Genomic DNA, 21,807 nt, shown 5'->3' on the forward strand with positions numbered 1-21,807 from the left:
TGTATTATACCCTGTGATTTTCTTTCTGGTCAACGCTTTTCCATCGTATTATTCGGACAAAAAAAGCCACCGCAGCTTCCTTTTTCGGGAAAATCTGCGATAGCTTTTCTTCTTATTATAATAATACGACAGCGTCCGTCAATATTTTCAGCGATTGTTGATGGCTGTTACAAGTGCGTCAATGGAGGCACGGATGATATCCGGGTCTACGCCTGCGCCCCATGCCATGGTGCCGTCTGGCTTCTTGATTCCAACATAGGCAATGGCCTTGGAACTGGAGCTGCGCTCTAAGGCATGCTCCTGATATACTTCCAGGGTATATTTCAGCTCGTATGCTTTCTTCAGTGCGTTGCTTACCGCGTCAAGACGGCCGTTTCCAGTGGCTTCTGTTGTAATGGTCCTGCCGTTAAATGTGGAGGTAACCTTAGTTGTGATTCCAACCTCTTTCTGCTGGAAATGAACCTCGTTGATGCTGTACGGCTGTGCCACGTTCTCGAAGGTTTTCTTAAACAGGTCAAAAATCTCATCCGGGTGAAGCTCTTTGTGAAGGTGATCGGAAACACCTTTGGCTGTGTAGCCCATTGCCTCACGCATTTTCGGAGGAAGGTTCAGGCCGTATTTGGTCTCCAGGATGTAGCCTACGCCGCCTTTACCGGACTGGCTGTTGATACGGATAACGTCTGCATCGTAGTTGCGGCCAACATCGGTCGGGTCGATCGGCAGATAAGGAACGGTCCAGCGGTTCGGGTCTTTTTCCTCGATCCAGTGCATGCCTTTTGCGATGGCATCCTGATGGGAGCCGGAGAAGGCTGCAAATACAAGAGCGCCGCTGTATGGGCTTCTCTCTCCTACTGACATTCCCGTGCAGTGCTCGTATACCTCGCAGATATGCGGCATGTCGGAGAAGTCAAGCTTCGGATCAACGCCCTGGGAATACATGTTCATGCCAAGGGTTACAATATCAACGTTACCGGTACGCTCGCCGTTTCCAAATAAGGTTCCCTCAATACGGTCTGCGCCTGCTAAGATTCCCATCTCGGAATCTGCTACGCCGCAGCCTCTGTCGTTGTGCGGATGCAGGGATACGATCACGTTCTCACGGTGCAGCATATGCTTGCACATGTACTCAACCTGGCTTGCGTATACATGAGGCATGGAATGCTCTACGGTTACCGGAAGGTTGATGATGCATTTGTTCTCCGGGGTCGGCTGCCATACATCGATGACTGCGTTGCACACTTCGAGAGCATATTCCGGCTCGGTTCCGGTGAAGCTCTCCGGGCTGTACTCAAACTGGAAGTTTCCTTCTGTCTGCTCAGCCAGCTCTTTTAATAATTTGGCACCGTCTACAGCGATCTTTAAGATTTCTTCTTTGGATTTTTTGAATACCTGTTCACGCTGTGCAACAGATGTGGAGTTGTATACGTGGACAATGGCTTTTGGAGCACCTTTGACTGCCTCAAAGGTCTTGCGGATGATGTGCTCTCTGGCCTGAGTCAGTACCTGGATGGTAACATCCTCCGGGATCAGGTCGCGGTCGATCAGGGTACGAAGGAAGGTATACTCTGTCTCGGAAGCTGCCGGGAAACCAACCTCGATTTCTTTGAAGCCAATTTTTACAAGAAGTTTAAAAAACTCAACCTTCTGCTCCAGGCTCATTGGGATTACAAGTGCCTGGTTGCCGTCACGAAGGTCTACGGAACACCATGTTGGTGCTTTGTCAATGTAGTCCTTCTTTGCCCAGTCCATGCAGGTTTCCGGTGGAAGGTAATACTGTCTTTTGTACTTGCTTGCGTTCATCATTTTTCTGTTCCTCCATATTGTAAATTTAAGATCTGGCTTTTGCGGATTTTTCGTGAATGTCAAATATAATCTGCTTACTTGGGAAAAATATTCTCGTCTTACAGGAAAGCAGTTTCTGTAAACAAAAAAGTCTTCCGCCCCGCACATATCTGTGCAAGAGACGGAAGACATTATGTCCTACGCGGTACCACTCTTATTTCATGAAAAATCATACACTCAACGGATACGGGATCACTCCTTATATCCTCTCCTGGTAACGGTGGAAGCCGTCTGCGTCTACTCTTGCCGACAACCGAAATATGTACGGGCAATTTCAAGCAGCTGCTCCAAGGCGAGTTCTACAGATTCCTTCCGCTGTCTTACACCGACCGACAGCTCTCTGCGCTCTGGTTCCTGTATACTATTCCTTATCAAAGCATTTCTCTTATTATCCTGTGGTTAATACATTAACATTTTTGCCGCATTTTGTCAATGAGAAATTTAAGCGGCCGGTTGTCAGCCATTCAGGTAGTGGTGTACGCCTGTTCCTGTGTGGCCTTTCTGCTTGATGTAATTGTTAATGTAGCTGCAGCCTGCAGAGAAATTTCCCTTTCCGATCACACGGATCAGGGAATTGTAGCTGGTGTTGTCGCTTTTGGTGATCATCTCACGAAGCAGGGTCTTTACGTTGGCAGTCAGGGCGATTCTTTTTTCCCTGACGCTGGCGTAGGTAGCTTCCATGACAAACAGCTTGATGATGCTGGCCGGGTACATGCTGGTGTCGTTGATGGTGAATGAAGTGTTGGTCTTTAAGTCTTTTACATAGACAGACCAGCCGCTGCCGTAGCTGTTCAGTACGGACTGAACGTTTTTCTTCAGGGTGCCAAGGTAGTTTTCCAGTTGGTCCAATTCCGTAGTTCACACCGCCGACCCGATACCATCCGTACTGCTGATGAAGTCTTCCATTCACTTCCCCGAAACAGTAAGTTCCCTTGAAACGTGTGCTGCCAATTCTGGTATCCAGGTCATGAAAGGTTCTTCTGTCAAGCCTTCCCTGGGTATTAAAGTAATAGTATCCAGTGGTGATTTTACATCCCTTCGGAGTCTGCAGATGAACAATTCGTCTCAAATAATTGAGTCTCTTGAAATTCACTTTACTGCAGTTAAGATACCATTGTGTTCCATCCAAAGTCAGGGTTCCGCTATATTTCTCATTTACCTTGACTTTCCAGGTGGTCGTGTTCTTGGTGGCTGCCTGCGGTGTTGCTGTTGGCATGAAAAACAGAACCGTAAGCAGCGCAGCCAGACCCACAAACCACTTTTTCCATTCCTCTCCTGTAAAATATGTATACGAACCATATTTTACCGCAAAGAAATAGAAATTTTAATTTTTCTCGAGAATTTTCGACATTTTTAGTAATTTTTCGTTACGATCTACTGACAGCATTTTTGTTTTATGTAATTTTAGAAAATAAAAAAGAACCTGAAGTCAACTGCTCCAAGTTCTTACATCTCTGCTTCTAATCGGGGCAACAGGATTTGAACCTGCGACCTCACGGCCCCCAGCCGTGCGCGCTACCAAGCTACGCCATACCCCGAAACGATTAATAGTATATCAAATTCCAAATAAGATTGCAACTATTTTTTTCAAAACATTAAATATTTTTACATAAAACGTGAAGCCCATTCCTGGAACTTCACGTTTTATAGTTGATGTCATGGGACAAACCGCCACATTCTCAAAAAGGGGCAAAACGCCCATCCTCCAACCATGCATCAATTCAATTATCAAGGAGAATTTCAAAATCAATAAAACTACAATTTTATTCAGTCAAAAGCCGCATTTTTTCGCTCCATATATCTGTTTCTTAATTCCTGAAATTCTTTTCCGTCAATCCCTTTCCAATCACCTCCATCATTCTGCCATGTCAATAAACTGCTATTGGCAGCTTAAATGGCTGTGGCAATTCCGCCTACCATATTTGCAGCTGCCTTTGTTACAAGTCACTAATCAATTTCATCAAATAATTCGTCAAAAGTAATCTTTATCTTGGGAAAATGTAATAATTGTAACTCGTCTTTGTTTTCTTCCGTAATCGTTTTTAAAAGGTAGTATTTTGGAGTCTCTCCCTCATAGTCCAGCTCATAAATTTCAACTGTTCTTTTACGCCAGTCAACAATCCAATATTCTTCAATCTCCTGCTCACAATACAACTGCATTTTCTCTGTTCGGTCATAATTTTCTGTTGATGGTGACAAAACCTCCATAACAAAACGCGGCGCATCTGTAAATGTATTTCCACGATTTCCACATCCCTTTTCGTTTTTGATAACATAAATATTTATTTGTGTCTGTTTTATTGTATTGAAGTTTCTACATTTCAGGAATATCCGGGACGATTGGACATTCAAAAATTGTCATGGGATCAATATCAATACACTCATACTCATTCCGCTTTCCAGCTATGTCCCACGCAACTGTCCCATTCAATACGGTCAGTGTATTTTTAAATACTGTTTCATCCTCGATCTTCTTGAAAATACCGCCTTGCTTGATCAGCGGCTTAACATCAAATTCTCTTACGCTTCCATCATTCATATAGGCATAGACTGTATAGTTTTCTCCTGCCACTGCCTGGTAAACTTCTGGATAGAATCGTTGATCAAGTTTATTATCACCCATTCCATTCACCCCTTTTAGATTAACGGATTTATTCTGTTTAATGGCTTGCCATCCTTTGACAATTCCCAGTTCTGCATTAATTCGTCTTTATGGATTTCCGTCCATGCCAGAACAAATTTCAGCTGACGGCTGGGTAAATAACCTTCACTGATTACTCCATCTTCTATCAATACCACAGCTTTATTATTTCCGTATTGTGCATGAAAATGTGGCGGATTGTGATCGTTCCAATCCATCGTAATGCGTATTCCATAAAATAAACTAATCTCAGGCATTGGATAATCCCCCCTTATATTGAATGCAATTATTTATTTTAGTCTACTCTATTATAACATCATTCCCATTGATTAGAAAAGTAATTTTTATCCGCCTCCTGTATTGGTATAATTTACTATCGATTTTGCCCGGTTTGCGGTATAATTAGGGTACTGCCACTAATTCTTATACCATTACAGGAGGTTTATTATGGACGCTAATTCAGTACTTATTGCCGCATTAGATTCATATTCACTGGATCTTGGAGATTACAAAGGGGACACTGCAGCTATAGCCAATGCCATTTCTAAATGTAAGGATTATCTATCACATAATACTGTCACTACCGATTGGGTAAAAAGTAACTGGGGTAACAGGCTGAATATTATATTTTATCCCCTTATATAGAGCTATTTAAAACGTTTCCTAATTTCCTCCATTGAGTTAAAAACATGGAAATCTGTGCCGTTTCGGATTCGCTCCACAACACGTTTTTGTCTGTCTGTTAATGGCTCTTTATAGCCGTGGTCTTTGATTGTAAATGCCGCCATCTTTCTTGCTTTCTTCGCAGCATCTACTTTATAATCCCTGACTGTCCACTCTTTTCTTGGTTTAGGGTTGCGGAAATTCCGTATGATGTAACCGAAATACTCCGTAAACGGCACATCCTTTGGGATTTCCTCGCCTATGTGTTTATACTTTTGGAGGCAATCTAAATGCCGCCACATGTCTTTATCATATTGCTCAAGCTCTTTTTCCAGTTCTTTTAATTCGGCATCTGATAAATCGTCTATTTCTCTTCGGTTGTCGATTATTTGGATGGGTGGTTCTGCCACGACTTCTGTGTTACTTGTTTCTAATTTCTTATTTTCTTTCATTGGTTGATCCTCTCTTTTTTTGTTTTCGCCGTTTATGTTTTGTCCAGGGAGAATCGTTTTTCCTATTATTTTCCTTCACCAAAAACTCGAACCACTTAAATTATTTCAATCTTAAATGGGTACGAGAAAATTATTTTTAATTTTTCTTCTGAGGTCAATTTTTGGCACTCTGGCATTGTTTTTATTTTGGCTGCGAATTTGTAAATTTCTTCTATATTTGCGATTATTGCTTTTTTCGTTTCCGCCATTTTTCTCCTTATAATCAAAAAGACCTTGCGCCTAGTAAAACTAGGTACAAGGTCAATATGTGAGGCTGTGGAATTTGCCCCTTAACAGGATATTTTACTTTGCCTGTTGACAAAAATATTAGTGCTGTGCATTAATATAATTTACAAGTCCCTCTGCCTTAATAATCTTCTGCATAAATTCCGGGAAGGCCTGACCCTTGAACTGGGTTCCTTTGGTACGATTGTAGATCATACCAGAGTCGAAATCCACTTCCACCTGATCTCCGTCATCAATTCCCTTGCTCGCTTCCGGGCACTCGATGATCGGAAGTCCGATATTGATGGCATTTCGGTAAAAAATTCTGGCAAATGTCTCAGCGATTACACAGCTTACACCAGCTGCCTTGATAGCGATAGGCGCATGCTCACGGGAGGAGCCACAGCCAAAATTCTTGCTTGCTACGATAATGTCACCCTTCTGCACTCTCTTCACGAAAGTGTTGTCGATGTCTTCCATACAATGGGTTGCCAGTTCAGCCGGATCTGAGGAATTCAGATAACGGGCCGGGATAATAACGTCTGTATCTACATTGTCTCCATATTTAAATACTCTGCCTTTTGCCTGCATGATGGGTACTCCTCCTTATAATCCTAATTCTTCCGGTGCACAAATATATCCGGTTACAGCACTTGCAGCGGCTACTGCCGGGCTTGCAAGATAAACTTCAGAATCCACATGTCCCATGCGGCCTACAAAGTTACGGTTGGTAGTGGAAATGCAGCGCTCTCCTGCCGCAAGAATTCCCATGTATCCGCCAAGACACGGTCCGCAGGTCGGTGTGCTTACCACTGCGCCAGCCTCAATAAAGATCTTCAGAAGACCCTCTTCCATTGCCTGCAGGTAAATAGCCTGAGTAGCCGGGATCACGATGCAGCGAAGTCCTTTCTTCACTTTGCGTCCCTTCAGAATCTCTGCGGCAACACGAAGGTCATCAATACGGCCGTTTGTACAGGAACCAATCACAGACTGATCCACAACAACCGGCTCTTTGATCTCGGAAATGGTCTTGGTATTCTCCGGTAAATGCGGGAACGCAACTGTCGGCTCAAGTGTACTGAGGTCGATGGTATACTCAGCCTCATAAACAGCATCCTCATCTGCTTCATATGCAGAAAACGGACGTTTGGAATGCTCTTTCATGTATTCAATGGCAAGGTCGTCAACCGGAAAAATTCCGTTCTTTCCGCCTGCCTCGATAGCCATGTTGGCAATTGTGAAACGGTCATCCATAGACAGGTTCTTAATGCCCTCGCCTACGAACTCCATAGATTTGTAAAGGGCTCCGTCTACACCGATCATTCCGATAATATGAAGGATCACATCCTTACCGCTTACCCATTTCTTAGGTTTGCCCACAATATTGAATTTGATTGCGGACGGAACCTTGAACCATGCTTTACCGGTAGCCATTCCAGCTGCCATATCAGTACTTCCAACACCTGTGGAAAATGCTCCGAGAGCTCCGTATGTACAGGTATGGGAGTCTGCTCCGATGATCACATCGCCAGCTACCGTCAGGCCTTTCTCCGGAAGAAGGGCATGCTCGATTCCCATCTGTCCTACATCAAAATAATTGGTAATATCGTGACGACAGGCAAATTCACGGACACATTTGCAGTGTTCTGCAGACTTGATATCTTTATTTGGAATAAAATGATCCATAACAAGTGCAATTTTATCTTTATCAAATACAGTATCTACGGTCATCTTATCCATCTCATGGATTGCAACCGGAGAAGTAATATCATTTCCAAGAACAAGGTCAAGCTGTGCCTCTATAAGCTGTCCTGCTTCTACATGATCCAAGCCTGCATGAGCCGCCAGGATCTTCTGAGTCATTGTCATTCCCATTTTTATATTCCTCCTAGTTATTGTATAATGGTATGATACCAGGGTCAAAAGGTCAAAAAGCCTTTTGACCCCAACATCATGGTATTTTTCAGCAAATATATACCGCGAGGTGATTCTTCCCTTCTTTATCACTGTATGTTGCTATTTTAGCACATTCTCTGTTATAATAACAATACATATTAATCATATTTATTATAACCAGTAGTTATATTAATATGAATAAAAAAGGGAGAATCACATATGCAGGAAAATCTATCGCTTTATCATATTTTCTATATAGTCAGCCGCACAGGAAATATTTCCCAGGCTGCCAAAGAGCTATACATCAGCCAGCCGGCTATCAGCCGCGCCATCAAAAAATTAGAAGATAATCTGGACACTATTCTTTTTAAGCGCAGCTCCAGAGGTGTCACTCTCACTCCGGACGGACAGCTTCTGTATGAAAAAGTAAAAGCAGCCTTCGAGCTTCTTTCGGAAGGAGAAGACTCCATTTTGCACAATCGTTCCAGGGAAATTCCAAGACTGCGTATTGGTGCCAGCACCACACTGTGTAAATATGTGCTGATGCCAAGGCTAAAAAATTTTATTTCTGCAAATCCGCAGATGCGCATTACTATTTCCTGTCAGTCTACTTACCAGACACTGCGCCTTCTGGAAGAAGACAGAATCGATATTGGTCTTATTGGGCGTCCGGGAAAATTATCTGGATATGAATTTCTTCCTCTGCTGCAGATTCAGGATACCTTTGTAGCCACAAAGCAATATCTGGAAAATCAGCACAGGCTTTTCCCTTTGGAGCCTCTGTCCCATACTGCAACCTTCATGCTTCTTGATGAACAGAATATTACAAGGCAGTCTGTAAATATCATGCTTCACGACCATCAGCTTCAGCTTGGACATATTCTGGAGGTTTCATCTATGGATCTTCTGATCCAGTTTGCCCAGGTAGGTCTTGGAATCGCATGCGTGATCAAGGAATTTGTGCAAAAAGAGCTGGATGAGGGTGCCCTTGTTGAGGTACCGCTGGGACTTATATTCCCCTCCCGTGAAATCGGCTTTGTTTGCCGCAGTGGAGCAAAAGCACAGGAGCTGGTGACATCCTCCCAAAGCCTGTTCATATAATTTGATGATACCAGGGTCAAAAGGTCAAAAAACCGATGCAATGTTTTGAATGTAACAGGAAATTACACCATGAAGCTTCTGTTATATAAAAAAATCCGGGTCGCCCCGGATTTCTTTATAGTTAAAATTAGTTGTTGATCAGCTTATCTTCGCCGTTCCAGCTGTAAAGCTTACGAATCTCTTCGCCAACCTTCTCTGATGGATGCTCAGCAGCTTTCTTTCTCATGGCTTTGAAGTGAACCTGACGTCCAGCTGGGCTCATGTCAAGCAGGAACTCTTTTGCAAAAGTACCGTCCTGAATGTCGGAAAGGATCTTCTTCATAGTCTTCTTGGTCTCTTCTGTGATAAGCTTCGGTCCTGTGATGTAATCGCCGTACTCAGCTGTGTTGGAGATAGAGTATCTCATTCCAGCGAAGCCTGACTGATAGATCAGGTCTACGATCAGTTTCATCTCATGGATGCACTCGAAGTAAGCGTTTCTTGGGTCGTAGCCAGCCTCGCAAAGAGTCTCAAAACCAGCCTGCATAAGTGCGCAAACACCGCCGCAAAGAACTGCCTGCTCACCGAAAAGGTCTGTCTCTGTCTCTGTACGGAAGGTTGTCTCAAGAACACCAGCTCTTGCTCCGCCAATACCAAGTGAATATGCAAGTGCAACGTCAAGAGCTTTTCCTGTATAATCCTGCTCAACAGCTACCAGACACGGAACACCTTTGCCTGCCTGATACTCGCTTCTTACTGTATGTCCAGGTCCCTTAGGAGCGATCATGGTAACATCTACGTTCTTCGGCGGAACGATACATCCGAAATGGATGTTAAAGCCATGAGCGAACATAAGCATGTTGCCTTCCTCAAGGTTTGGCTCGATATCTTTCTTGTACATATCAGCCTGTTTCTCATCATTGATCAGGATCATGATGATATCAGCTTTCTTTGCAGCCTCTGCTGCTGTATATACTTTAAATCCCTGCTCTTCAGCTCTCTTCCAGGATTTGCTGCCTTCGTAAAGACCGATAATGACATCGCATCCGGACTCCTTCAGGTTCAGTGCGTGAGCATGTCCCTGGCTGCCGTAGCCGATAATTGCGATTGTTTTTCCATCTAATAAAGAGAGATTACAATCTTCCTGGTAAAAAATTCTTGCTGACATTTTCGTTTCCTCCTACTGTATTAAAACTTAAAAATATATATCGTTAAGGGAATAGATATGCATATTCCGTGTATGTATATTCATTCTCCAAAATACGCACCCCTTAGCAAACTATAAGAACTTCACTCCGTGAGAGCCTCTCTCAAGTCCCATAACACCGGCTCTGGCCAACTCTAAGATCTCGTAGTCTCCCATCAGATCAATAAATGCTTCCAGCTTGGTCTTGCTGCCTGTCATCTCTACGATCAGGGAATCCTTGCTTACATCCACAACCTTAGCGCGGAAAATATCTGCAATAGAAACAATTCCCTGGCGCTGCTCCGGTGCTGCCGCAACCTTCACAAGAACGGTCTCGCGGACTACGCTGTCTGCCGGGTCAAGGACCTTGATATCCCTTACATCCACAAGCTTGGCAAGCTGTCTCACGATCTGGTCGAGAATGGCATCATCCCCGCTGCACACCACAGTAATACGGGTGTAATTCACATCTGCTGTAACTCCAGCAGTGATACTGTCAATATTATAACCACGACGGCTGAACATTCCGGCAACCCGGCTGAGCACGCCTGAAGTGTTGTCAACTAATAATGATAAAATCTTATTCTGCATAAAATAATCCTGCTTTCGTGCTTCAGATTGATATGCTTACCATTATAACAATTTAATTTTTTTTGTCAATGCTACACACTAAAAAAATTTTAATGTTTTATTGTATTAAAGCATATTTATACATAATTATACCGTTCCAAAGAGGCTTCTGCAATTTTTCAGATCAGATATTTGTTCTGCATATCGGAAACGGTCTTTGGATTCAGGTACAATCCCCTGCGCAAAAAGCGCTCCACCTTGCCATACTCTGCATAGATGGCTGCAAACAGCCGGTCCAGATATTCTTCCTTTACCTTAAACAGCGCGGATACCTTGTTTACATTATCAATGCTGTCCAGCTTATTGGCCTCCAGGTAGCGGAGCATATAATCCAACTCTCCTGCCAGACAGATATTGGAGCGCATAAAATCCTCCCGGATCTCGTCCCTGTGCACCCCAAGAACGCATAGAAGAAGGGCTGTCATCACCCCTACCCGGTCTTTTCCAAGACTGCAGTGCCATAATACAGCACCGTTATCATGGTGGAAAAGCACATCCATAAATCTGGCGCACTGCTTCACGGAATACTGATCCTTCACGAAATTCTCGTACTGCTTCCCGATCAAAGCCTCAATGTCCCCGTCATATTCCAGGATCTGGCGAAGCCTTGTGCTTCCCTGTAAAATGCCAAGGGTACTTTCCGGCATGTCCGCAACAGTCTCCTCATCGATCATGGGGATGTGATAATATTCCACCCCCTTCATCACGGCATCCGGCTTTTCCTTTTTCTCCGTCTGGTCCCGAAGGTCGATCACAGTCTTCAGGCGATAATCCTCCAAAAGAAGGTTCTGATCCTGCAAAGAAGCGTGATACAGGTTTCCGCTTCGAAAAAGCCTGCGGGGAATAATATGCCGTCCGTCCTTTGTGGCAAGGGCGCCAAGGTCCCTTGTATTGGGCAGGTTCAGAAGCGGCAGCCTGCCCCCTCTTGGAAAGCCGGTGGCCATGTCCGGATTCAATATTTTCAAAAGGCGTAGGCAGTCCTGGGCCTCATGCTCTGTCATCTCAAAACGATATCGTTTCTTTCTTCTGGTTATGATCACAAGATAATTGGAAATCATCTGCTTCACAGCAGCTTCTGCGTTTTCGCCTTCCCGATGGATGTATGCCCAGACAATGTCCCTGCATGGGAGATTGTTCTGTATCATATGCCTGAGAAAGATCAGGTTGCCATCTTCTATGCGAATTTTACCGTATCTCATAATTTTCCTCCATTCGTCCCCCCGTTTGTTATAAGATACCACAGAAAACAATATTTGACAATTATAGGAAAGGGTTTATAATCAAAAAAGATATTTCGCAGTTACTGTTCATAGGTAATATTCCGCGAGGTGTTTTTTGTGAACAAAGTTCACAGAAAACCCGAGGATTGCGGCGCGAAATCATGTTTTGCATGATTTCTGTGCATCGCGAAGCGTGTTACTGGGCACGGAGTGAACAGTAACATTTCGCACTTTATTGCGGCAATTTCAGAAAGGTGTTTTTGATTATGGAAAATCTGGTTTTTTGTCTTAATGCTACTATCCCTATTTTTATAACCTTAATGCTGGGATATCTTTTTCGGAGAATTGGACTTTATGATGACTCCTTTGTGTCCCAGATGAACAAGTTCGCATTTAAGGTTGCCCTGCCTGCCATGTTGTTTCTGAACATTGCAGAGGCAGATTTCTATGAAGTGTGGGACACCAAAATGGTCGTCTTCTGCTTTGTGGCTACGTTTTGCAGCATCGCCATTTCCATTGGGCTTTCCTTCCTTTTGAAGCCCAGGGATATCCAGGGGGAATTCGTACAGTCCTCCTACAGAAGCAGCGCCGCCATTCTGGGAATGGCTATTATCCAGAACCTTTACGGGAACGTGGGAATGGCTCCGCTTATGATCATTGCCAGCGTGCCTCTTTACAATGTGATGGCAGTTGCGGTGCTTTCCTTTCTGAAGCCGGGAAGCCATGGGATGAGCCGGCAGATGGTTATGAGGACCCTGAAAGGAATTGCTGCCAACCCGATCATTCTGGGAATTGTGACAGGGCTTGTGTGGTCAATGCTTCGCCTGCCCCTTCCAACCATTCTTTACAATACAGTAAACAATCTGGGAAAAACAGCGACGCCTCTTGGTCTTATGGCAATGGGCGGTGCCCTTCATTTTGGAAAAGTATTTTCACGGCCGAAGGCGACCATTGCATGTACTTTCTTGAAGCTGGTTGGATTCTGCGCCATCTTCCTTCCTATTGCCATCCATCTTGGGTTCACCCATGACAAGCTGGTTTCCATTTTGATCATGCTTGGCTCTGCCACCACAGTGACCTGCTACATTATGGCGAAAAACATGGGACATGAGGGTTCCTTTTCTTCCAGCGTGATCATGCTCACCACCCTGCTCAGTTCTTTTACACTTACAGGATGGCTGTTTATCTGCAGAAGTCTGGGGCTGATTTAATAACATAGAAAACAGAATATTTTTAAATCTAGGTGTTATTTCATAACAATATTATTAAAAAGCCCGTGCATGTATCATTGAGCTATACATGCACAGGCTTTTCTTATCTCGATATTGACTTATCTGCATTTTCATATACCGCAAAACGGGGCGTGCAGATTGCTGGAATGATTTTGGGAGCACGCGCCAGAGCGTACTCCCACAGCTGCCGACCCCATTGGTTTCTCTTTGCCGAATCAGTTCTCTTCTTCCCTGGAAATTCCCGCAAGGATTTCGTACAAAGCTTCCAGACTATAAGGCAGCACCGCCTCGTCAATCTGGAATTTGGGATGGTGAAGGGGATAGGTTTTTCCTGGAATCCCAGCGAGAAATACGCTGAAAAGTCCCCTGGATTTCTGGAAATACCTGTAGGCATTATCCCCGGACAAAAACAGCTGGTTCTCATCTTCCAGGATAAAATGTTCCCCAAATACCTTTTTCCCGGCGGCAGCGGCAATCCGGGTAAGGCTGGCATCATTGGCAAAAGGAAGCACCGCAGGCTTAGGATATTCGATCTCAATCCTGGTTCCGGTACGCTTCTCAATTTCCTGCAAAACTGCCTGCATTTTCTCATCCAAAGCCTGATAGTCCTCTTCATAGGCAGCCCGGATGTTTCCCCGCAGGGTCACAAGATCCGTGATAATATTGGAATACTCCCCGCCATGAAAGGTTCCGATTCCCACCAGACAGGGACCTTTTCCCTGATAGGTTTCGTTCAGGTCATGAAGCGCCTGCACCACCAGCGAGGCGGCATAAATGCTGTCGATTCCCTGGGATGCCTGGCACCAGTGGCTGGACTTTCCGTGAACCCGGATTTCCATGCCGTTGATCATGGCTGACGCCTGTCCTTCATGAACCGCCATTCCAAAGGGCATATCCACTGCATAGTGGAACATCAGAAAGGCATCCGGCTTCGGCTCAAGGGCCCCAGCAGACAACATTCTCTTCGCCCCTTCTCCAATCTCTTCCGCAGGCTCAAAAAGGAACCGCACCTTTACAGGAAACTGCTCTTTCTCCTTTGCAAGGATTTTCGCCAGGATCAGGGCCGTTGCCACAATCCCGTCATGGCCGCAGGCGTGCATGACGCCTTCTCGCTCAGATGCAAAGGGAAGTCCGGTCTGCTCCTGTATGGGAAGGGCATCCATCTCCGACCGGAGCACTACCTGCTTTTTGTCTGCAAAGGCGGCAGTCTCCTGGCAGGGGTGCTCTGCAATCCATCCTGTAGGTTCTACCTTAGTCAGTCGATAGCCCAGTTTTTCCAGATAATCACGGATAAACGCCGAGGTCTCAAATTCCTGCAGGCCCAGCTCCGGGTGTCTGTGAAGATGGCGGCGTATTTCGATCAGTTCTTTCTCGTATGGTTCAAATCTGCGCTGGTACTTTGTATTTTCCGGCATTCTAAATCCTAAACCTTTCTTTTGAGTCGCGTACACTAGAGCGTGTTTGAAAAATCATTCCCGCAATCTGCACGCCCCACTTTGCGGTATATTTTGCCCGAATTCGGTTGCCGTAGCCCGCTACGGCGCCCTCATCCGGACAAAATCTCCCACAAATTGTGACGCACATCTTGCAGAAAGCCTTTTTCAAACACGCTCTAGCTTCACAATACACCCAAAATCATGCAAATCATAATTTCACGTCAAGCTTCTTGGGTTTTCTGTGAACTTTGTCCACTTAAAAACACCTCGCAAAATCTCATCATTAAACCTAATATTTTCTCAAATTAATTCCAAATGCTCTAACCCATTTCGGATTCCGTAGTGGAAAATATCGCTGGTCACATAATCTGCCAGTTTCTTGATCCCTGGCGCTGCATTTCCCATGGCAATCTTGGTCTGGGCAAATTCGAACATGGAAATATCGTTGTTGCTGTCCCCGAACACGATGGTGTCCTCATGGGCAATGTCAAAAATCCGGCATACAGCAGCAATTCCCACTGCCTTGGAAAATCCCTTTGGAATCATCTCAATGGTATCTCCCGCCAGTCCTTCTCCCACATGTCCGATAAACTCATAGTAATCTGCCAGTTCTTCACATACCTTCTCCGGGCTGCTTCCCGGAAGGATCTTGGAGCTGACCTTGTTGATATGAAGATCCTGCTCAAAGCCTTTGATAGGGCGCCATTTATTTCCAAGTGCTTTCGTGATCAGATCCGCATACCAGTTAACTCCTGTGTGATACTCGTCCTTATCATAGTACATAAAATCCGCGCCTTCCATCACCGGAACCATGCCGTATCTGCGCAGCACCTCCACAGAATGCCATGCCTGCTGCGGAGTCATCTCCTTGTTGAAAAGGCGCTCCCCGTTTTTCTCGATGGTGCAGCCGCATGCCGTGATCATCCCGGTAAAGGGGATTTTCTCCAGGTAATCCGGCACAAAGGAACGGCTTCTTCCTGTGCACAGCCATGCCTCATGTCCGTTGTTTACCAGCTTTGTAATGGCTTCCACCGCACTTGCGGGAGTCCCTTTCTCAATGTCGCAGATGGTTCCGTCTGCATCGAAGAAAACTGCTTTTTTATGAAAATCAGGCATAAAACACCTCCGCAAGCTTCACGAAATCACAGGTATCCTTCACACCTGCAGTCTCATAAGGAGAGTGCATAGCCAGCTGGGGAAGCCCGATATCCACGGTATTTAAGGCAACCTGCGTATTGGAAATATTTCCGAGGGTAGAGCCTCCTGCCACATCGGAACGGTTCACATAAACCTGGCACGCAACTCCCGCTTCCTTACAAAGATCCTTAAACATTGCTGCAGAAATTCCATCTGTACAGTACTTCTGATTTGCATTGTACTTCACCGCAATTCCTCCATTGATATGAGGACGGTTCACAGGATCTGCCTTCTCCGGATAATTAGGATGGATGGCATGTGCATTGTCCGCAGAGATCATAAAGCTCTTTGCCAGGGAAATCAGATAATCCTCATAGCTTCTGCCAAGTCCCAGATTAATGCGAAGCAGCGTATCCCGAAGGAAAGTAGAGGCAGCTCCCTGCTTGGTACCGCTTCCCACTTCCTCATTGTCCATTACCATATGTACGCAGATGCTCTTCTCATTTTTTCCTGCGATCAGGCCTTCCATAGAGGAAAAAGCACACTGCAGGTCATCCAGTCTGGGAGCAGAAACAAATTCCTCCTCGCCGCCCCAGATGGTACCAGGCATACGGTTGTAAAGGAACAGATCATGTCCCAGAATCTCCTCTTCTGCAACGCCAGCAGCTTCTGCCACAGTTTTAAAAAAGGTTCCCTTTGCGCTCTCCAGTCCGTAAAGAGGCAGCAGATCCTTCTGCACATTGTACTTGTATCCGCTGTTCGCCTCACGGTTCATATGAATGGCCAGATTGGGGATCATCAGCATATCCTTGTCCACTGTCACCAGCTTCTCGCAGATCTGTCCGTTCTCCTTCACGATCACACGTCCAGCCACAGAAAGGGGTCTGTCAAACCAGGGTGCCAGAAGGGCACCTCCATAAAGCTCCACATTCAGCTTCACATACCCGTTCTCCACCATCTCCGGATTCTCCTTGATCTTAAGGGACGGAGAATCGCTGTGGCTTGCAATAATGTGAAATACATCGCTGGAAGCCTCCGGCACCGTAAACGCAATGACAGCAGAATGATTCCGGGTCACAAAATACTTCCCGCCATTTACCAGCTCCCAGTGCTCATCCTCCTTCAGCTCTGTAAATCCATTTTCCCCAAATCTTTTCTTCATCATCTCCACTGCCTGAAACGCAGTAGGACTCTCTTTAATAAATGTAAGTAGTTTCTCAGCTGTACTGTTCATTTCCAAACTCCAATTCCTTCATTTCTATCTTATTTCAGTCTTTGATAATCAGTGCCATAAACACCAGATCGGTGTTTCCAGTATTTGCAAGGCCGTGGCCTCTTCCGTCTGGGGTAAAGGTAATGTCTCCAGCCTTCACATGTCTCCAGGAAGTGCCGTTGTCATTATACTCGCCCTCTCCGGTAAGAATATAGTAAGTCTCGCTCTCCCCATAATGCATATGGAATCCCAGAGAACATCCCGGCTCCAGAGTCACCTCCGCATAAAGCCCGCACTTTCCATTCAGCTGCTTCTCATCCAGCAGTTCCTTAATAATCACATGTCCGTTACCCTCACACATATGCTCAATCCGACTGATCTTCATAACCAAAATCCTCCTTTATCTTTCGCAAAGCCCCCGACAAGAAAGAATCCTGCTTTGCAGGATTCTCCGCCTGCGGCGGGTCGCCTCAAGCGACATCTACCTTTCCGCTGCAGTGCGATCCTGCCCGGTAGGGCTTTTATGTAATAGGAGATTCCAACGGAATTTCCTATTACATAAAAAGCGTACCCCCAGCCCCGGAACAGCGATCACATCCAATCCACTGTCCCAGCCAGAGATACGCCCTGTCAGCTTTCTTCAATTATAATTACAAACTCTTGATCCTGTCAATGGCTTTCCGTGTATTCTCATAAGTGCCAAAGGCAGTCAGACGGAAAAAGCCCTCTCCGTGAGCGCCAAAGCCGGAGCCTGGAGTGCCAACCACATTTGCCTCCTTCAGAAGATAGTCAAAAAACTGCCAGGAGGTCATTTTGTCCGGAGTTTCCAGCCAGATATACGGCGCATTCACACCCCCTGAAACAGAAAATCCTGCCTTTTCCAGTTCATCGTGGATCAGCTTTGCATTTCGCATATAATAGCCAACCTGCTCCTTCAGCTGTGCCTTTCCAGCCTCAGAATAAACGGCTTCCCCTGCCTTTTGCACAATGTAAGGAGCTCCGTTAAATTTGGTGCCGTGACGTCTTGCCCAGAGACTGTGAAGGGAAACACCATCTCTTACAAGCTCATCCGGAATCACGGTAAAGCCAAGACGAACTCCTGTAAAGCCTGCATTCTTGGAAAAGCTGCGAAGCTCAATGGCACAGGTTCTTGCACCCTCACACTCATAAATGCTGTGCGGCACATTGTCCTGGGAAATATACGCCTCGTAAGCAGCATCATAGATGATCACGCAGCCGTTTTTGTTTGCATAATCCACCCATTTCTGCAGCTCATCCCTTGTGATGGCAGAGCCTGTAGGATTGTTCGGGAAGCAAAGATAGATCAGATCCGGCACTTCCTTTGGAAGCTCCGGTAAAAATCCGTTTTCCTTGCTGCAGGGCATGTAAATCACGCCGTCAAAATTCTCACGGGCAGTATTATACTCTCCTGTGCGCCCAGCCATTACATTTGTATCCACATACACCGGGTAAACAGGATCACACACAGCCACTTTATTGTCTGTTCCGAAAATTTCCTGAATGTTCCCGGAATCACTTTTGGCACCATCAGAAACAAAAATCTCATCAGCCTTAATGTCACAGCCTCTGTCCTGATAATCGTTTTTTGCAATGGCATTTCTCAGAAATTCATAGCCAAGATCAGGAGCGTAGCCGTGGAAAGTCTCCGCATGGGCCATCTCCTCCACCGCATTGTGAAGCGCCTCGATAATCGCCGGAACCAGCGGCTGGGTTACATCTCCAATTCCAAGGCTGATCACTTCTTTATCCGGATTTAATTCTTTATATGCACGCACCTTTTTTCCAATGGTAGAAAAAAGATAGCTTCCCGGTAATCTCAGGTAATTATGATTTACGGTAACCATTTCATTATCCTCCTCGTATAGTTCGTCTTAACTAATTATTGTATATACTTTTTTCTTAATGTCAATCCCAAAACGCTTATAAGCCCCGGCGCGAAACCATGCCATTGCATGATTTCATTGCATCCGAAGCATAAGCATCTTTATTTTCTCTTTTCAACCTCTGCCAGCAGCGCCTCTCTCACGCTTGCCGGGTTGGCCTTGCCCTTCATTTCCTTCATGATCTGGCCTACGAAGAAGCCCATAACCTTCTCCTTGCCGCCAAGAAGTTCAGACAGCGGTCCCGGGTTCTCATCCAGGATCCGGCTGATGGTGCTGGTAAGAAGTCCGGTATCCTCCACGATCTTCAGACCATGCTCTTCGATATAGGCAACGGCATCAATATCTTCGTCAAATACTTTTTCAAATATTTTCTTCGCATTCTGAGGGCTGACCTGTTTCTTGTCCACCATTTCCAGAAGGTCTGCAAGGTGCTGCGGGGTAAATCTTACCTTCTCAGCTTCCACTCCTTTGTCCTTCATCAGGCGAAGCACTTCCACCATAAACCAGTTTGCCGCCTTCTTCGGATTGCCGCAAAGACCGGCAACCTCCTCAAACAAAGCAGCCAGATGTCTGGACTCTGTAAGGATTCTGGAATCATATTCCGGAAGGCCGAATTCCTCCTGGTAGCGGGCTGCTTTTTCCTCGCGGAACTCCGGCAGCTCTTCCCTGATCTTCTGAATCCACTCATCAGAAATATGGATTGGAGGAAGATCCGGGTCCGGGAAGTAACGGTAATCCTTGGCATCCTCTTTGGAACGCATTGCATGGGAGGATTCCTTGTTGTCATCCCATCTTCTGGTTTCCTGGACAACGCTTCTGCCCATTTCCAGAAGCTCGATCTGGCGCTCTCGTTCTCCCTCAATGGCATGTGCAATGGCCTTGAAGGAGTTCAGATTCTTCATCTCTGTTCTGGTTCCAAGCGTATCACTTCCTGCCACACGGACAGAAAGGTTGACATCGGCACGCATGGAGCCCTCCTGAAGCTTACAGTCAGAAACGCCCAGATACTGCATGGTGCAGCGAAGCTTTTCCAGATAAGCAATTACTTCATCTGCGCTTCTCATATCCGGCTCAGAAACGATCTCGATCAGCGGAACGCCGCTTCGGTTGTAATCCACCAGGGAGCAGTCCTCCCACTCATCATGAATCAGCTTACCTGCGTCCTCCTCCATATGCATCTCATGGATCCGCACCTTTTTCTTTCCTGCTTCTGTCTCAATTTCTACAAAGCCATCATGGCAGATTGGCAGATACAGCTGGGAAATCTGATAGTTCTGCGGGTTGTCCGGGTAAAAATAGTTTTTACGATCAAACTTGCAGTACTGGTTGATGCTGCAGTTTGTGGCAAGTCCTGCGCGAAGGGCAAACTCTACCACCTTTTTATTTAATACAGGAAGGGAGCCTGGCATACCGGTGCACACCGGACAGGTGTGGGTATTGGGTGCTCCTCCAAACGCAGTGGAACAGCCGCAGAAAATCTTGGTTCTGGTGGCAAGCTCTACATGGACTTCCAGTCCGATTATGGTCTCATACTGTTTCATGCTTCCCTGCCTCCTTCTTCTGGTGTTCCGAAATCTCCTCTTGCTTTTTCATAAGCGTGGGCTGCGCGGAGAATCTTTTTCTCCATAAAGCAGTCACCGATCATCTGGATTCCGATTGGAAGACCGATTTTATCTTTTCCGCAGGGAACGGTAATTCCCGGAAGGCCGCACAGGTTTACGGCAACGGTGTAAATATCGCCAAGATACATTGCCATAGGATCCTTTAAGCTTTCCCCAAGCTTCGGTGCTGTATACGGAGCAGCCGGCGCAAGAAGAACGTCATATTTCTCAAATGCCTCATCAAATTCTTTCTTGATCAGGGCTTTTGTGCGCAGTGCTTTCAGATAATAGGCATCATAGTAGCCGGAGCTTAAAACAAAGGAACCAAGCATGATACGGCGCTTTACCTCTTCACCGAAGCCCTCTGTCCTGGTGCGCTTGTACATGTCGTGAAGGCCGTCATACTCAGCAGCACGATAGCCGTATTTCACGCCGTCAAAACGCTCTAAGTTGGAGCTTGCTTCCGCACTGGCAATGATATAATAAGCAGGAATCATATACTCCATAGTCTTTACGGAGAAAAATTCCACAATAGCACCCATCTGGGTAAGCACCTTCAACGTCTCCATAAAAGCATCCTTTACATCCGGGGAAAGTCCCTCTGCCAGATATTCCTTGGGCACGCCGAATTTCATTCCTGCGATCTTGTCTGTCATTTCTTTTCCAAAGTCAAGATCATGTCTGTCTATGGAAGTACTGTCTTTTGGATCATGGCCTGCAATCACTTCCAGAAGCGCTGCACAGTCTGCCACATCCTTTCCCACAGGACCGATCTGATCTAAGGAGGAGGCGTAGGCAACCAGGCCGTAACGGGAAACGGTACCGTAGGTTGGCTTCAGGCCGGTAACGCCGCAGTAGGAGCTTGGCTGACGGATGGAACCGCCGGTATCAGAGCCAAGTGCCAGATAAGCCTCCCCTGCTGCCACAGCCGCACAGGAGCCGCCTGAGGAACCGCCAGGAACATGTTCTTTGTTCCACGGGTTTCTGGTGACACCGTAAGCAGAAGTTTCTGTGGTGCTTCCCATGGCAAACTCATCCATATTTGTTTTTCCAATAATGATCATTCCCGCCTTCTCAAGACGGTCGATAACCTCTGCCTGATACTGGGGAACAAAGCCCTCCAGGATCTTAGACGCGCAGGTGGTTGGCTTTCCCTGTACGCAGATGTTGTCCTTTACCGCAATGGGAACGCCGGCAAGAGGGCCTGTGTAGATTCCCTCGTCAATGCCTTTCTGCACCTCTTTTGCACGGGCATAGGCTTCTTTTTTGTAGGTGTCCAGGTAGGCGTGGATCTGTCCGTCCTTTTCCTCAATCTGGGAAAAGACCTCTTTTACCCCGTCCAGGACACTGATCTCATGTTTTTTTATTTTATCAGCCAGCTGCAAGGCTGTTAATTTCGATAATTCCATG

At 45.9% G+C, this 21,807-nt stretch carries 24 protein-coding genes, 1 tRNA gene and 1 other annotated feature; of the genes, 4 read left to right on the forward strand and 21 right to left on the reverse strand.

Features of this window, described 5'->3' with window-relative positions; genetic code table 11:
* Positions 1 to 147: 147 nt before the first annotated feature.
* The 6 genes from H8S54_RS16980 to H8S54_RS17005 all read right to left on the reverse strand — a co-directional run bounded on the left by H8S54_RS16980 (position 148) and on the right by H8S54_RS17005 (position 4,740).
* The gene (locus H8S54_RS16980) at positions 148 to 1,803 is read right to left on the reverse strand and encodes a 2-isopropylmalate synthase (RefSeq protein ID WP_173767228.1); all 1,656 of its coding nucleotides are present in this window, start codon (positions 1,801 to 1,803) and stop codon (positions 148 to 150) included.
* Between the two features lie 153 nt (positions 1,804 to 1,956).
* Positions 1,957 to 2,226: a binding site (T-box leader), on the reverse strand.
* 72 nt (positions 2,227 to 2,298) lie between these two features.
* Positions 2,299 to 2,691 carry a serine hydrolase gene (locus tag H8S54_RS16985; protein WP_186901887.1) on the reverse strand — a complete coding sequence of 131 codons (393 nt, stop codon included), beginning with the start codon at positions 2,689 to 2,691 and terminating at the stop codon, positions 2,299 to 2,301.
* Positions 2,692 to 3,306: 615 nt separating this feature from the next.
* Positions 3,307 to 3,380 (reverse strand) — tRNA-Pro (locus H8S54_RS16990).
* Between the two features lie 409 nt (positions 3,381 to 3,789).
* A complete protein-coding gene (locus H8S54_RS16995; protein ID WP_330600214.1) occupies positions 3,790 to 4,194 on the reverse strand; it encodes a Uma2 family endonuclease in 405 nt (134 codons plus the stop codon).
* A complete protein-coding gene (locus tag H8S54_RS17000) occupies positions 4,157 to 4,465 on the reverse strand; it encodes a DUF2442 domain-containing protein (RefSeq protein WP_021924975.1) in 309 nt (102 codons plus the stop codon). The genes H8S54_RS16995 and H8S54_RS17000 overlap by 38 nt, the downstream gene beginning before the upstream one ends.
* A 14-nt stretch (positions 4,466 to 4,479) precedes the next feature.
* Complete coding sequence (locus H8S54_RS17005) at positions 4,480 to 4,740, reverse strand: DUF4160 domain-containing protein (RefSeq protein ID WP_021924976.1); 261 nt, start codon at positions 4,738 to 4,740, stop codon at positions 4,480 to 4,482.
* 190 nt (positions 4,741 to 4,930) lie between these two features.
* Between H8S54_RS17005 and H8S54_RS17010 the strand changes: the two genes are divergently transcribed.
* On the forward strand, positions 4,931 to 5,128 hold the full coding sequence (locus tag H8S54_RS17010; protein WP_186901888.1) for a hypothetical protein: 198 nt from the start codon (positions 4,931 to 4,933) through the stop codon (positions 5,126 to 5,128).
* Positions 5,129 to 5,130: 2 nt separating this feature from the next.
* Here H8S54_RS17010 and H8S54_RS17015 read toward each other — a convergent pair whose 3' ends face one another.
* From H8S54_RS17015 to leuC, 4 genes are all read right to left on the reverse strand, one after another.
* A complete protein-coding gene (locus H8S54_RS17015; RefSeq protein ID WP_186901889.1) occupies positions 5,131 to 5,598 on the reverse strand; it encodes a hypothetical protein in 468 nt (155 codons plus the stop codon).
* Positions 5,599 to 5,693: 95 nt separating this feature from the next.
* A complete protein-coding gene (locus H8S54_RS17020; RefSeq protein WP_186901890.1) occupies positions 5,694 to 5,846 on the reverse strand; it encodes a hypothetical protein in 153 nt (50 codons plus the stop codon).
* Positions 5,847 to 5,964: 118 nt separating this feature from the next.
* On the reverse strand, positions 5,965 to 6,453 hold the full coding sequence (leuD, locus tag H8S54_RS17025; RefSeq protein WP_021924979.1) for a 3-isopropylmalate dehydratase small subunit: 489 nt from the start codon (positions 6,451 to 6,453) through the stop codon (positions 5,965 to 5,967).
* Between the two features lie 15 nt (positions 6,454 to 6,468).
* Positions 6,469 to 7,737, reverse strand: coding sequence for a 3-isopropylmalate dehydratase large subunit (leuC, locus tag H8S54_RS17030; protein WP_021924980.1), 1,269 nt, complete (start codon positions 7,735 to 7,737; stop codon positions 6,469 to 6,471).
* A 240-nt stretch (positions 7,738 to 7,977) separates the two neighbouring features.
* Here leuC and H8S54_RS17035 point away from each other — a divergent pair, with 240 nt between their 5' ends.
* Positions 7,978 to 8,859, forward strand: a complete 882-nt coding sequence (locus H8S54_RS17035) for a LysR family transcriptional regulator (protein ID WP_173767128.1) — start codon at positions 7,978 to 7,980, stop codon at positions 8,857 to 8,859.
* Between the two features lie 127 nt (positions 8,860 to 8,986).
* On the opposite strand, the gene ilvC is transcribed toward H8S54_RS17035, so the two are convergent.
* The 3 genes from ilvC to H8S54_RS17050 form a co-directional block, all read right to left on the reverse strand.
* Positions 8,987 to 10,006 (reverse strand): ketol-acid reductoisomerase, encoded by a 1,020-nt coding sequence (gene ilvC / locus H8S54_RS17040; protein WP_117855136.1) that lies wholly within the window; start codon positions 10,004 to 10,006, stop codon positions 8,987 to 8,989.
* 111 nt (positions 10,007 to 10,117) lie between these two features.
* Positions 10,118 to 10,615, reverse strand: coding sequence for an acetolactate synthase small subunit (gene ilvN, locus H8S54_RS17045; protein WP_021925577.1), 498 nt, complete (start codon positions 10,613 to 10,615; stop codon positions 10,118 to 10,120).
* A gap of 158 nt (positions 10,616 to 10,773) precedes the next feature.
* Positions 10,774 to 11,853, reverse strand: a complete 1,080-nt coding sequence (locus H8S54_RS17050; RefSeq protein ID WP_186901891.1) for a tyrosine-protein phosphatase — start codon at positions 11,851 to 11,853, stop codon at positions 10,774 to 10,776.
* 287 nt (positions 11,854 to 12,140) lie between these two features.
* Between H8S54_RS17050 and H8S54_RS17055 the strand changes: the two genes are divergently transcribed.
* The gene (locus H8S54_RS17055; RefSeq protein WP_117855134.1) at positions 12,141 to 13,085 is read left to right on the forward strand and encodes an AEC family transporter; all 945 of its coding nucleotides are present in this window, start codon (positions 12,141 to 12,143) and stop codon (positions 13,083 to 13,085) included.
* 236 nt (positions 13,086 to 13,321) lie between these two features.
* Here the strand turns inward: H8S54_RS17055 and H8S54_RS17060 are convergent, their stop codons facing one another.
* On the reverse strand, positions 13,322 to 14,521 hold the full coding sequence (locus tag H8S54_RS17060; protein WP_021925580.1) for a M20 metallopeptidase family protein: 1,200 nt from the start codon (positions 14,519 to 14,521) through the stop codon (positions 13,322 to 13,324).
* A 1-nt stretch (position 14,522) separates the two neighbouring features.
* Entirely contained in the window at positions 14,523 to 14,678 is a 156-nt protein-coding gene (locus H8S54_RS19220; RefSeq protein WP_334298078.1) for a DUF6783 domain-containing protein, read from the reverse strand.
* On the opposite strand from H8S54_RS19220, the gene H8S54_RS19225 reads away from it, so the two are divergent.
* The gene (locus tag H8S54_RS19225) at positions 14,610 to 14,756 is read left to right on the forward strand and encodes a DUF6783 domain-containing protein (protein ID WP_334298079.1); all 147 of its coding nucleotides are present in this window, start codon (positions 14,610 to 14,612) and stop codon (positions 14,754 to 14,756) included. The genes H8S54_RS19220 and H8S54_RS19225 overlap by 69 nt on opposite strands.
* An 86-nt stretch (positions 14,757 to 14,842) precedes the next feature.
* Here H8S54_RS19225 and H8S54_RS17065 read toward each other — a convergent pair whose 3' ends face one another.
* The 6 genes from H8S54_RS17065 to gatA all read right to left on the reverse strand — a co-directional run bounded on the left by H8S54_RS17065 (position 14,843) and on the right by gatA (position 21,806).
* Positions 14,843 to 15,658, reverse strand: coding sequence for an HAD-IIB family hydrolase (locus H8S54_RS17065; protein ID WP_186901892.1), 816 nt, complete (start codon positions 15,656 to 15,658; stop codon positions 14,843 to 14,845).
* Entirely contained in the window at positions 15,651 to 16,913 is a 1,263-nt protein-coding gene (locus H8S54_RS17070; RefSeq protein WP_021925418.1) for a M18 family aminopeptidase, read from the reverse strand. Before H8S54_RS17070 ends, H8S54_RS17065 begins: the two co-directional genes overlap by 8 nt.
* A gap of 34 nt (positions 16,914 to 16,947) precedes the next feature.
* A complete protein-coding gene (locus H8S54_RS17075; protein ID WP_021925417.1) occupies positions 16,948 to 17,277 on the reverse strand; it encodes a cupin domain-containing protein in 330 nt (109 codons plus the stop codon).
* Positions 17,278 to 17,542: 265 nt separating this feature from the next.
* Positions 17,543 to 18,757 carry an LL-diaminopimelate aminotransferase gene (locus H8S54_RS17080; protein WP_021925416.1) on the reverse strand — a complete coding sequence of 405 codons (1,215 nt, stop codon included), beginning with the start codon at positions 18,755 to 18,757 and terminating at the stop codon, positions 17,543 to 17,545.
* A 140-nt stretch (positions 18,758 to 18,897) separates the two neighbouring features.
* Entirely contained in the window at positions 18,898 to 20,337 is a 1,440-nt protein-coding gene (gatB, locus tag H8S54_RS17085) for an Asp-tRNA(Asn)/Glu-tRNA(Gln) amidotransferase subunit GatB (RefSeq protein ID WP_186901893.1), read from the reverse strand.
* Positions 20,334 to 21,806, reverse strand: a complete 1,473-nt coding sequence (gene gatA, locus H8S54_RS17090) for an Asp-tRNA(Asn)/Glu-tRNA(Gln) amidotransferase subunit GatA (RefSeq protein WP_117855127.1) — start codon at positions 21,804 to 21,806, stop codon at positions 20,334 to 20,336. Before gatA ends, gatB begins: the two co-directional genes overlap by 4 nt.
* Position 21,807 lies beyond the last annotated feature (1 nt).

Source organism: Blautia segnis (assembly GCF_014287535.1).
GTDB lineage: Bacteria > Bacillota > Clostridia > Lachnospirales > Lachnospiraceae > Blautia_A > Blautia_A acetigignens.